The organism is Treponema sp., assembly GCF_045657965.1.
Taxonomy (GTDB): Bacteria; Spirochaetota; Spirochaetia; order Treponematales; family Treponemataceae; genus Treponema_D.
Genome location: NZ_JAZOUG010000274.1, coordinates 1 through 11,689, shown reverse-complemented (window position 1 = coordinate 11,689; position 11,689 = coordinate 1). Strand labels below are relative to the sequence as shown.

Annotated in this window: 7 protein-coding genes; 2 read left to right on the top strand and 5 right to left on the bottom strand. The window is 38.5% G+C overall.

Going from position 1 to position 11,689, the window contains the following annotated elements; translation table 11 throughout:
* The first annotated feature begins 168 nt into the window (after positions 1 to 168).
* Positions 169 to 549, top strand: a complete 381-nt coding sequence (locus ACKI5B_RS10385; protein WP_407428462.1) for a desulfoferrodoxin — start codon at positions 169 to 171, stop codon at positions 547 to 549.
* Positions 479 to 1,243, top strand: coding sequence for a tRNA threonylcarbamoyladenosine dehydratase (locus tag ACKI5B_RS10380; RefSeq protein WP_486401675.1), 765 nt, complete (start codon positions 479 to 481; stop codon positions 1,241 to 1,243). The genes ACKI5B_RS10385 and ACKI5B_RS10380 overlap by 71 nt, the downstream gene beginning before the upstream one ends.
* On the opposite strand, the gene ACKI5B_RS10375 is transcribed toward ACKI5B_RS10380, so the two are convergent.
* Genes ACKI5B_RS10375 through feoB form a run of 5 tightly spaced genes read right to left on the bottom strand, consistent with a single transcriptional unit; the run spans position 1,240 to position 11,488 of the window.
* Positions 1,240 to 1,941 (bottom strand): GTP pyrophosphokinase, encoded by a 702-nt coding sequence (locus tag ACKI5B_RS10375; RefSeq protein WP_407428460.1) that lies wholly within the window; start codon positions 1,939 to 1,941, stop codon positions 1,240 to 1,242. The two genes, ACKI5B_RS10380 and ACKI5B_RS10375, sit on opposite strands and share 4 nt — an antisense overlap.
* 57 nt (positions 1,942 to 1,998) lie before the next feature.
* Complete coding sequence (locus ACKI5B_RS10370) at positions 1,999 to 5,964, bottom strand: UvrD-helicase domain-containing protein (RefSeq protein ID WP_407428458.1); 3,966 nt, start codon at positions 5,962 to 5,964, stop codon at positions 1,999 to 2,001.
* Entirely contained in the window at positions 5,961 to 8,975 is a 3,015-nt protein-coding gene (locus tag ACKI5B_RS10365; RefSeq protein ID WP_407428456.1) for a PD-(D/E)XK nuclease family protein, read from the bottom strand. The genes ACKI5B_RS10370 and ACKI5B_RS10365 overlap by 4 nt, the downstream gene beginning before the upstream one ends.
* Positions 8,976 to 8,990: 15 nt before the next feature.
* Positions 8,991 to 9,128 carry a FeoB-associated Cys-rich membrane protein gene (locus ACKI5B_RS10360; protein WP_407428454.1) on the bottom strand — a complete coding sequence of 46 codons (138 nt, stop codon included), beginning with the start codon at positions 9,126 to 9,128 and terminating at the stop codon, positions 8,991 to 8,993.
* Positions 9,128 to 11,488 (bottom strand): ferrous iron transport protein B, encoded by a 2,361-nt coding sequence (feoB, locus tag ACKI5B_RS10355; RefSeq protein ID WP_407428452.1) that lies wholly within the window; start codon positions 11,486 to 11,488, stop codon positions 9,128 to 9,130. Before feoB ends, ACKI5B_RS10360 begins: the two co-directional genes overlap by 1 nt.
* Positions 11,489 to 11,689 lie beyond the last annotated feature (201 nt).

Below are 11,689 nucleotides of genomic sequence, written 5' to 3'. Positions count from 1 at the left end.
CGACATTTTCGGTATAATAAAATCCTAAATCGAGAACAATGATATGTCAACAATTATTTTCAATTATTTTTGATATATATCAATTTTTCAAGTTTTAAATCAATGCTATTTTAAAATTTCCTTTTATTTTCTATATTTATGGAGTAAAATTAATCCAAGAGGTGCTTAATGATTCAATTTTTCAAATGCAAAAAATGTTCTAAAATTCTTGAAGTCGTAAATAAAGGCTGTCCTGTCGTTGTCTGCTGCGGTGAAGAAATGACAGAACTCAAAGCAAATACAACAGACGGTGCTTCAGAAAAACATGTTCCTGTTATCGAATCTGAAGGCAATAAAATCTTAGTTAAAGTTGGTTCTGCCGTTCACCCGATGGAAGATGATCACTATATTCAATGGATTGCCATTGAAACTGATAAAGGCGTTCAGAAGAAATTCCTTAAACCACATCAGGATCCGGAAGCAGCTTTTACCCTTACGGATGAAAAATTACTTGCAGCTTACGAATACTGCAACAAGCACAGCCTTTGGAAAGCCGACTTTCAGATATAAAATGGAATCCCAGTTTTCCCGCACGGCGCTGCTTTTTGGTCCGGATTCAACAGAACGCCTGAAAAATTTTCATATTGCTCTCTTTGGTGTCGGTGGTGTCGGCGGTTTTGCAGCAGAAGCACTCGCAAGAATCGGAATCGGAGCCATCGATTTAATTGACAGTGACACAGTTTCTCTTTCAAATATCAACCGCCAGATTATCGCCCTGCACAGTACAATCGGACAGGCAAAAGTTGATGTCATGAAAGAGCGTATTTTAGACATTAACCCCGACTGTTCTGTCAGGGCTATAAAATGCTTTTTTTTACCCGAAACAAAAGACCAGTTTGATTTTTCACAGTATGATTATGTCATTGATGCAGTAGACACCGTAAAGGCAAAACTGCAGATTATCGTTCAGGCCAAAGAAAACAATGTTCCTGTAATTTCCTGTATGGGTGCAGGAAATAAAATCAATCCGACCATGTTTGAAGTCTCTGATATAAGCCGGACAAGTGTCTGTCCTTTAGCACGGATTATGCGTCAGGAATGTAAAAAACGCGGAATAGAAAAGGTGAAAGTAGTCTATTCAAAAGAAAAACCAATTAAATCTGCAGAAGATTTTCCGGGCAGCTGTTCTTTCGTTCCCTCCGTTGCCGGTCTGATTATAGCAGGCGAAGTTATCAAAGATTTACTCAACCAGAATCAGGTTTAATCAAGATTCTGAAGTTCGAGTGCAATTTCTTCCATTTCGCGGTCAGTCATTGCAATTGTTTCTGCAACACGGAATAGTTCCCGCCTCACGCTTTCAGGAACTTTTGCAGTTGTTTTATAACGCAGCTCATGTTCAAGACTTGCCCAGAAATCCATGGCAATTGTGCGGAGCTGTATTTCAACCTTCACATTATGAGTGCTTTCAGAAAGATATACCGGTATTTCAATCACTAAATGCAAACTTCTGTATCCGGATTCTTTAGGCGATTTTATATAATCTTTTTCTTCCAGAAGAGTTATATCAGGCTGTTTAAGAAGAATATCTCTTACCGAATAAATATCAGAAATATAAGGGCATATTACCCGAACTCCTGCAATGTCATGCAGATTTTCAACCATTGAATCAAAATTTATCGGTAATTTTTTGCTTTCAAGTTTACTTGCAATACTCTGCGGAGACTTTACCCGCGATTTTACTGTTTCAATCGGATTTCTCCGTCCTGAAACTTTGTTTTCTTTGTTTAAAATATCCAGCTTTGTTTCAATCTGTTTAATAGCACTTTCATAAACCATCATAATCTGCTGGAATTCAAACGCCATTTTATAAAAATTATCAGGATTTCCAATCAGTTCATTTGTAATTACTTTTGGCAGTTCAGCATCATTCACACTTTCAGCAGCAAGTTCTTCAATATTCAAAATAGACTCCGTGAATTTCATACATCGATATAAACAAAAGATAATGAAAAAAGTTGCTTACCGGCAAGAAATTTCCACTTCTTCTGCAAACCGAAGATAATAAAGCACACAGCGGATTTCACTTTCTTTGCAGCCGGTCATTGCACTTACAGCCCGGCGGTAACAGTCAAGCTGAGAACGGTAAATTTCCGGTTCAATTTTCTGATTTGTCTTATAATCCACAACTGTGTATTTATATGGAGAGCCTGCTTTATTTTTATAAACAAGGTCAATCTGACCGTTTACAATAAGTTCTTCTGCATATTCCGTGCCTTCCTGTGCTAAAACTTTTGAAAGCGAAGAATCTGCCAGTCTGAATGAATACTCTGTTTTTTTCCATTCTGATTCCAGAGCTTCTTTGTAAAGCGAAGTTTTTTCAAACCTTACTGCCATGTCTTCACACAGCTCACGGATTTTCAGGATTTTCTTTTCGCGGTTAGTTTCTCCTGACCATTTTTCCATATTTACGCCCGGAATAAATTTTTCGTTTATGCCGAGTAATTCACTTGTAAAATTACGCACATCTCTTTCAAGGACTTTTGCTTCCATGTAAGCATGTGCAACCGTTCCAAAATCTGTAAAGCTGAAGGCAGGAATCATTTCCTCACTTTCATCTGCACTTTCCAGAGAATATTCTCCGTCATCTGAAAGTGAAGGAATTTTTAAACCCGGAACCGAACTTTCAACAATTTTGTTAATAAGTTCATAGCCCGGATTCTGGGGCGTTGCGCTTACTCCCGCAGAGGGGGTAGCGGAAGACGGCGCATCATCTGAAGCGAGGGGAAGAATTCCCCCTTCTGATTTTAAAAGGCTAGGCGAAACATATACTTTTGGAGAAAGTTTTTCTTCAATAACAGGAGATATCTGATCATGAACTTTAATATAATCTGCCTTTGTTCCCAGCTCTTCTTCATCAATTTTAATATTTTTGAAAGATTCAAGGTCGTTTACAAATTCTATTGCCGGATTTTTAAGCCCTTCTTCACAGACACTTTCAAAAATCAGCGGAAGCATAAGCTGATAAAATGAAGAAGGAGCTTTGTAAGCAAGTTCACACTGTTTCAGTTCCTGCTTTTTTCCGGAAATTTTTTCATAAACCAGAAATTTTTCTTCAGGTGAGTGAATGTCAAACTGCCGGCATTTATCAAAAGCCGCTTTTTCATCTGTAAATTCGCCGTTATCCGTTCCGACAATGTAAAGTTTTTCTTCGGCACGGGTAAAAGCAACATAGGCAAGCCGGCGCAGTTCAGCACATTCTTCAGTTTTGTTCTGTTCATCGCAGACAGAGAAAAAATAGCCTGCATTTTTCTCTGCGTTTTTACAGACTTCTGATGAGCCAGACATTTTTGAACAGGCTTTTTCATAATCGGGCCAGGAAGGAGTTTTCAGTAAAAATCCGTATTCTTCTGAAAAAGCAGTTGAAGTTTTGTGACCTTTAGCAGGAGAAGAAGCAGCACAGACAAAAACAACTTTAAATTCAAGACCTTTACTTTTGTGAACCGTAAGAATCTGAACGGCATCTTCGCCTTCAAGCACAACATCAAGCCCGTCAAGTTTACCGTCTGTGTCTTCATAAGTTTTTACCATATCGATAAACGAAGCAAGACTCTGTGTCTTTCCTTCGGCAAGTCGTGCCATTTCAAAAAGAATGTCATAAAGCGAAGAATACATTTCGACTGATTTATTCCATTTTGTTTCAAAACGGTAGCCCAGTTCATACCAGATATAGGAAATCGTTTTTGTAAGTTTTTCCCGGGAAAGACGGAATCTTATGTCTTCATAAATTTCTTTAAGATTAAGAATTTTTGCACTCAATTCAGAATCAGAAGAAACTGCTTCAAGCATTTCAGGTGAAAACGGTGCTTTGTAAGGATTTTCCGTGTTTACAAGCACTTTTTCCAGTTCTGCAAAAGTAAGGCCGCAGAAAGGTGAGCGCAGAAGTTTTGCCCAGGCATTTTTGTCCTGAGGATAAACACAGAGTTTTAAAAGCGAAAGAATGTCGTTAACCGGCCCGTCAGAAAAAAAGCCTTTGTAAACTTCAGTTGAATAAGGAATTCCTGCTTCAAGAAGAATATTTTCGTAAGCAGCAGTCGGAGTAGATGAACGGAAAAGAAGTGCAAAATCACTGTAACGGTATTTTTTACAGCCTTTTTCATCGGTTTCATCCATAAGCCGTTTAATTTCGCGGGCCACAAAACTTGCTTCACATTCAACTTCTTTGCGGTCTTCTTCACTTTCTCCGTCACTTTCAGCAGGCTCTCCTTGTGCAGCAGTTTCTCCTTTTTTGGGATAAAGGGCTACCGTTACGCCTTTTTTAGAAAAGTCACAGCCTTCAAGCCTGAAATCAGGCACTTCTACCCTTTTGTAATCAGCTTCAAAATCCGGAATACGCTCAGAACCGTCTGTTTTTGGCGGAAATTTTTCTTTTGTCATAAAAAGTGCAGAAAGGTTTTCATTTACTTTTTTGCCTTCAGGATAATCATAGCCTCCGAAAATCGTATTGAATGAGCGGATTAACTGTGCAGATGAGCGGTAATTTGTTTTGAGTTCGATTGAATTTTTAATTGATGAAGAAAGATTTCTGAAAACCGAAACATCTGCCTTCCGGAAGCGGTAAATGCTCTGTTTATCATCACCGACAAAGAAAAGTTTGTGTGTATCAAGCCGTTCTGTTAAATCAATATCCGAAAGCTTTGGGATTTGATATTTTCCGTTTCCATCAATTTTTTCTTTCTGGTCACAGAGAATCAAAAGTACATCACACTGAAGCTGGTTATCGTCCTGAAATTCGTCAATCATGATTGAATCAAATTTCTGCTTTTCAATTGCACGAATTTCTGCATGGTCAGTCAGAGTGGCAAGGGCAAGACGGCTTACATCATCAAAGGTTAAAAGCCCTGAAACCCGCTTAATTCTGTTTATTTCCGACTGAAATTTTTCAAGATGTAAAAATATTTTTTTCTGAACCGGGAATCCTGAAACAGAATTTGCGATAAGGTAGAGCTTTTCAAGAAGAGGAAGTGCAGTATTTTTAAATTTTTTATAGCAGTCATCCCGGAGATACTGCGTTAAATACGAATCAAAATACTGTGAAGCAGCAGAAAGACCTTTAAAAAGAACAGAAGCCTCCCCGTTTTCGATAATCTCTGCCGTTAATGCCGGAAATTCAGGACATCCGTTTTCTGAAATGCACTCGTCCATTTTATCGCGGGTTTTTCCGCTGCTTTTTGAAAAAGCAAACTCTTCGATAAAAGAAGAAAGTTCTCCTGAAAACTGCTCCACAATAATATCATAATCTTTTAGAAGGACATTTTTCTGCTTTTCAAGTGAAAAAGCAAAATCTACTGGAGTTAAAACCGTTGAATATTTAAGGACTGCTGCCGCAAAAAGTTCTTTTGCAACATTCTGGATTTTAAAAATCTGCGCAGTCTGCCTGATTTCTTCTTTCTCAAGATTTTCAAGCACATATTTTATAGCTTCACTCTGGATTTTCGAATTAACTTTATCGTCATCAAGAGTAAAATTCGGGTTGATTCCGTAAAAATGAGCGCCTTTTTTTGCAATCTCTGAAAAATAGCTGTCCAGTGTCTGAATGTGGGTTTTGTCGAAATTTTCAACTGCTTTTCTGGCCCGTTCTTTGATTATTCCAAGATTTAAAAAATTTTCACCGAGATCTTTTTTACCCTTAATGTCTTTGGCCTGCTGATGAAATTTCAGTCCGTTAAAAATACGCTCCTTCATTTCATTGGCAGCTTTTTTAGTAAAAGTGAGGGTCAGGATTTTTTCGCACGGAACATTTTTTGCTTCAACAAGATAGGCATAGCGCGAGGCTAAAACCGTGGTTTTTCCGCTTCCGGCTCCTGCCGAAACTACGACATTTTTTGTTTCTTTAACGGCTTTTAACTGCTCATCATTTAATCCGCTTGAAAGCAGGGCGAGAGTTTTATCATCAATTTCAAAGGATGCGCATTTATTTTCAATCATTTTATTTTCTCCCCGCTTACAGTGAAATATCTTCTGCAAAGTGCATGATAATCTATGCAGTTGTTATACTCGCCTTTTGCCGTGCACACTGCCCTGCCCTGATTTTCTCTGGTAACTGCAAATTTTTCGTCCGTTATTTCTTCATAAAAACGCTTTGCATAGCTTTTGAATTCTTCAATAACAAGCTCAGCATTTTCACGGGTCGTTTTTTCATCCGGCTTTAAAGCATTCGGTGCGTTTCCCAGAAGACAGCTTTCTTTGCACTCCCTGATTGAATAAAAAGCAGCCGTTTCGACATTAAGCCGTTCTTTTTCTTCGATGTTATTTTCAAGAAGATAAATGTACATTGGAAGCTGAAAATCAATAATTTTTTTCGGCTTACCTTCTTCCGCCTCTTTAACAAAAATATTTGTGGGAACGGCAGTTGTTTTAAAATCAATTATGATAAATGCCCTTTCATTCGGAAGAGAAAGAATACAGTCAACTGTACCGCTGAAATAATAGCCTTCTTCAGAATTTTCCGGCAGTGCCTGAACTTCTTTTTCTACTGCATGCACCTTACAGCCCCTGAAAAGTGCGCACAGATGCGCAAGGCTTTTTTCAAGCAGCCGGAAATTCGGGTTTGTTTCTGCAGGATTTTTCTTATCAATTTTATACTGAGAAGAAATTACTCTGACTGTTGTGCGGCTTGCTTTATTTTTTGAAAAATTTTCGCCGTACACTTCTTTAAAAGCCGATTCCAGATTTTCGTCCGAAACAGCAGTATTTATTGACTTAACCAGAATTTCTTTGAATTTTTCGCCGAGTTTTTCTGAATCAGTATCAGACGGAGCAAGCATTTCTTTTTCTTCACTCAAAGTTTTAAAGAAAAGTTCAAAAATCCTGTGATTCAGTGTTCCGGAAATATATTCATCAATCAGCTGTGCTTCATTATCCAGGCTTTCCAGTTTAAAAACATTTTTAAAAAGCCAGCGGCGCGGACACTGAAAATAATTTTTGAGGGCAGTCTGACTGATTTCGATTTTATTTAAAAGAAGCGGATTTTTTTTGATTTTACCTTCCGGGTTTTCTTTTAAAAGATGCAGTCTGTTTTGAATCATCTTAGTAAATTCTTCTGATTTTTCAAAAAAACCGGAATCTTCTTTTTCGTTTTCAAGACGGCATTTCCAGAGAGTAAAGCCTTTTTCCTGACGGTTAAACCTTAATTTGGGAAGCTCAATTTTTGAATCAAACTGAACTGTTTTTTCCATTTTTCCATAAGCAAAACCGTATTCGCCGTTGTAGGCATGCCTTGAAGCAGAAAAATATGCATGTTTTGCAGCAGAATGCTGATACATTTTGACAAAATCAAAAGTCGGGTCAGTATCTGCAAAACCTGAAGATTTATCAATTTCGCCGATTTTTATGAAAAGCCGGCGTTTATTTTCGTTCATAAAATCAAGCATTTTAAAAGATTCTGCCACAGAAAGGGAATCCTGTGTTGAATCAAGCACAATCTGAACTTTGTAAGGAGCTGCGGCGGCCGTTCTGTATGGATAAACCTGCACTGCCCTTACCTCCCCCTGCGAAAGATACTGAACACGCGAAAGATGATTTACAAAAAAAGAAAAAGGAGAAGAAACTTTATATGAAGGATAAGCTTTTTCAAGTTCTACAATTTCGTTGAGCGAAGAAATACAGCGGCTTAAAACATTGTTTGAAAGTTCCATTTTCTGAAATTCCGCCATATCAAAAAATGTTTCCCTGAATTCTTCATATTTTTTACGGACTTCTTCAAATGTTTGTGCATTTACAAGCGGAACTAGATATTTTACAAGATTTTTGTAAAGATTTTTAATCAGTTCATCCTGATTTATTCCGTTTCCCCGGTCATCTTTTGGCTCTTTAAAAGCTTCATCCCAGACAGTTACGATTTTTCCGTGCTCACTTTCCTGATCTCCGGCCGTACAGATACAGTTATTCATCCTTCCAAAAAGCAGAAGATTTTCAATTACAGCTTTGTTAAGCCACGGTAAATCCTCGTTTAAAAGCAGATTTTTGAGGCTTTCGTAAGAAAAACGGCTTTCAACACATTCCTGAATTTGAGCAAAAAGAGAGGCAGCACCATAAGAAGAAAGAGGCCGGCTGTACCGGAGTGTGTGAGGAATTTCAAAAAGCGAAAATTCGCGGTCAATGTAAGAACCAAAGTTATCAAGATTTGGAACACTTACCGCCATGTCACTCCATTCGATTTTTTCTTCGTCATGAAACCTTCGAAGAACCAGTGCTGTATTTTTAAGTTCCAGTGAAGAATTTTCAAAAAAGTAAGATACATATTCGCCTTCATTTTCTGGAACACTAACAAAATGAATTTTTTCTTCCTGAGAAAGCTTAAAGCGGTACTGCTCCCAGTCTTCAAGGGTCTCCGGATAAATTAAAAAATATTCACGTCCGTCGCCGGAAAAATCCGGTTCAACCCAGGCCGGATCAAAAAGTTTATTTTCTGCAAGAAATTTTTCGTATTCAGAATAAAGAATTTCAAAATCTTCGTCTTCGTCGTCAGTAAAACCGCTATTTTTGTATTCTTCGTAAAATTTCACAAACTGGCTGTCATCTTCATCTGAACTTAAAGAAATTTTCTGAATTTTTTCCTGCTTTTCACGGATATTTTTCCACATTTTAAGTGAAGGAAGAATTGAAGAAATCCAGTCGGCAAAGGAAGATGCTTCTGAAGCATATTCTTTTATAATCAGACTTTTAAAAAAAGGATTTTCTGCATTTTTCTGAATAAGACAGTGCGCAAAAATTTTACGCATGATTGAAGGAACAGTTTTAAGTTCAGTAATTTCACTACGGATGCACTCACCCTTAAATTTGTCCCACGCCAGAAATCTTTCCATTGCAACGGCTTTAACTTCAGTATTTCTGATTACCCAGTCTGCCCATTTCTGACAGGCAATGTCAGTCGGAAAAACAAAAACGCAGTTCTGATTAGAAATCTGTTCTGTCAAAAGAGACTGTATAGAACTCATAAATCCCACCTGATTTTAATCTTTTTTACATCCGCAGCAATCGCCGCTGCATCCACAGCATCCCCCGCCTTTTTTATGCTTCAGAATAATACGGACAAGAGCTGCCACAAAAGCAACTGCAACAATAAGGGCGGTTATAATATTTGCAGCCATTAAACAGCCCCCAGACAAAGGCCTGAAAGCCTGACAATCAAAGAACAAAACCATGCAAGAACACACTGCCAGATAACAACACCAACAGCCCATTTTGAACCAAGTTCTCTCTTTATGGAAGCAATTGCCGCAACACATGGAGTATAAATCAGACTGAATACTAAAAGACTTACTGCAGTAAGGCTGGTCATCATTGTATCAACGCCATTTGCAAACAGAATTTCAAGAGTAGAAACAACACTTTCCTTTGCCATAAAGCCGCTTACAAGTGCCACAGAAATCTGCCAGTCGCCAAGTCCAACAGGTTCCATAACAGGAGAAATCAAACGGGCTATAACAGCAAGCATACTCTGTTCGGCATCTTCAACGAAATGCAGTTTCCAGTTAAAACTCTGCAAAAACCAGATTATAATTGTTGCCACAAAAATCACGGTAAAAGCCCGCTGTAAAAAGTCCTTTGCTTTTTCCCAAAGAAGCTGAGCTGTGTTTCTTGCACCTGGAAGACGATAATTCGGAAGTTCCATTACAAAAGGCACAGCCTCGCCTTTAAAAAGTGTACCCTTATAAATAAAAGACGCACCGATTCCAGTCAGAATTCCAAGCAGATAAAGACCTGTCATAATTAAGCCGCCATGCTTTGGAAAAAAAGCACTCACAAAAAAAGCATAAATCGGTAATTTTGCGGTACAGCTCATAAAAGGAGTAAGCAGAATTGTCATTTTTCTGTCACGCTCACTCGGAAGCGTTCTTGTTGCCATGACAGCCGGAACAGAACATCCAAAACCAATCAAAAGAGGTACAATACTTCGTCCTGAAAGCCCGATTTTTCGTAACAGTTTATCCATAAAGAATGCAACACGCGCAATATAACCTGAATCTTCGAGCAGAGAAAGAAAGAAAAAGAGCGTCACAATAACAGGAAGAAATGAAAGAACGCTTCCCACACCGGCAAAAATTCCGTCAATAATTAAGCCGTGAAGTACTTCATTCACACCAGCCTGACTCAAAGCTGAATCTGTAAATTCAGTAAGACTGTCTATTCCGTTTTCCAGAATTTCCTGAAAAAATGCACCGATTAAATTAAACGTAAGATAAAAAACAGATGCCATGATTAAAATAAAACATGGAATAGCCGTAAACTTTCCTGTAAGCAGTCTGTCAATTTTCTGGCTTCGTACCCGCTCCCTGCTTTCCTCCGGCTTTTTTACACAGGCATCACAAAGTTTATGTATGAAAGAAAAACGCATGTCGGCAATTGCTGCACTCCTGTCCAGAGCACGCTCTTTTTCCATCTGAAGAATAATATGCTCAAGCATTTCTTTTTCATTTACATCCAGTTCAAGCCTGTGAAGAATCCGCTTATCATCTTCAAGCAGTTTTGTTGCTGCAAAGCGCACAGGTATTCCTGCCTTTTCTGCATGATCCTCTATTAAATGGATTGTTCCGTGAAGTGCCCTGTGAACAGCTCCTCCATGTTCTTCCTTGCCGCAAAAATCCTGCCTTAATGGAGGTTCCTGAAAGCGGGCAACATGAAGTGCATGAGAAACAAGTTCTTCAATCCCCTGCCCCTTTTTAGCAGAAACCGGAACGACCGGCACACCAAGAATTTTTTCCATTTTGTTTACATCAACAGCACCACCGTTTGAAGAAACTTCATCCATCATATTAAGAGCAACAACGAGCGGAATATTAAGTTCCAGAAGCTGCATGGTCAAATAAAGATTTCTTTCAATATTTGTAGCATCAACAATATTAATAATTGCATGAGGCTTTTCGTTCAAAACAAAATCGCGCGAAATCAACTCTTCTGCAGAATAAGGCGACATTGAATAAATTCCGGGTAAATCCGTAATCTGTGTGTTGCTGTGCCTTTTAATAGCACCGGACTTTCTGTCGACTGTAACCCCAGGGAAATTTCCGACATGCTGATTAGAGCCGGTAAGTTTATTAAAAAGAGTTGTTTTTCCTGAGTTCTGATTTCCTACAAGGGCAAATCTTAAAACTGTGCCTTCAGGAAGCGGATTTTCATCCTTTTTGCTGTGAAACTTTCCGCTTTCCCCTAATCCAGGATGGTCAGATTCTGAGCTCTTTTTCTGCTCTTCCTCAGAAGACTCATCTGCCACAGCTGAAACATTTTCAATTGCAGTAACTTCGATTTTCTCTGCATCTGCTACCCGAAGCGTAAGCTCATAGCCGTGAAGACGGAATTCCATTGGATCTCCGAGCGGAGCATATTTTACAAGGGTAATTTCTGCTCCTGGAATTATTCCCATATCCAGAAAATGCTGGCGAAGTTCTCCATTACCGCCAAGTTTTTCAATACAAACACTCTGCCCGATTTCAATATCCCGTAAAGTCATACAGCCACTCCGTATCTCTTATCACTAAATATTTTACCTTGAATAGCAGTTGATTGCAAATCTCAAAATGGTAACAAATTTTCAACGTATGATTTTTCATACAGTATAGTAACAATTTCTCAACGAATATTAACAATAACGAGCGTTAGTAAGAATCCTGAATTTTCTTAGATTTTTTAGTTCTACCCTGCACTACTCTTT

Coding starts and splice junctions, on each gene's coding strand:
- ACKI5B_RS10370 (WP_407428458.1), bottom strand. CDS start 5,964: ATGATTGAAAATAAATGCGCATCCTTTGAAATTGATGATAAAACTCTC.
- ACKI5B_RS10365 (WP_407428456.1), bottom strand. CDS start 8,975: ATGAGTTCTATACAGTCTCTTTTGACAGAACAGATTTCTAATCAGAAC.
- feoB (WP_407428452.1), bottom strand. CDS start 11,488: ATGACTTTACGGGATATTGAAATCGGGCAGAGTGTTTGTATTGAAAAA.
- ACKI5B_RS10385 (WP_407428462.1), top strand. CDS start 169: ATGATTCAATTTTTCAAATGCAAAAAATGTTCTAAAATTCTTGAAGTC.
- ACKI5B_RS10380 (WP_486401675.1), top strand. CDS start 479: ATGAAAAATTACTTGCAGCTTACGAATACTGCAACAAGCACAGCCTTT.
- ACKI5B_RS10360 (WP_407428454.1), bottom strand. CDS start 9,128: ATGGCTGCAAATATTATAACCGCCCTTATTGTTGCAGTTGCTTTTGTG.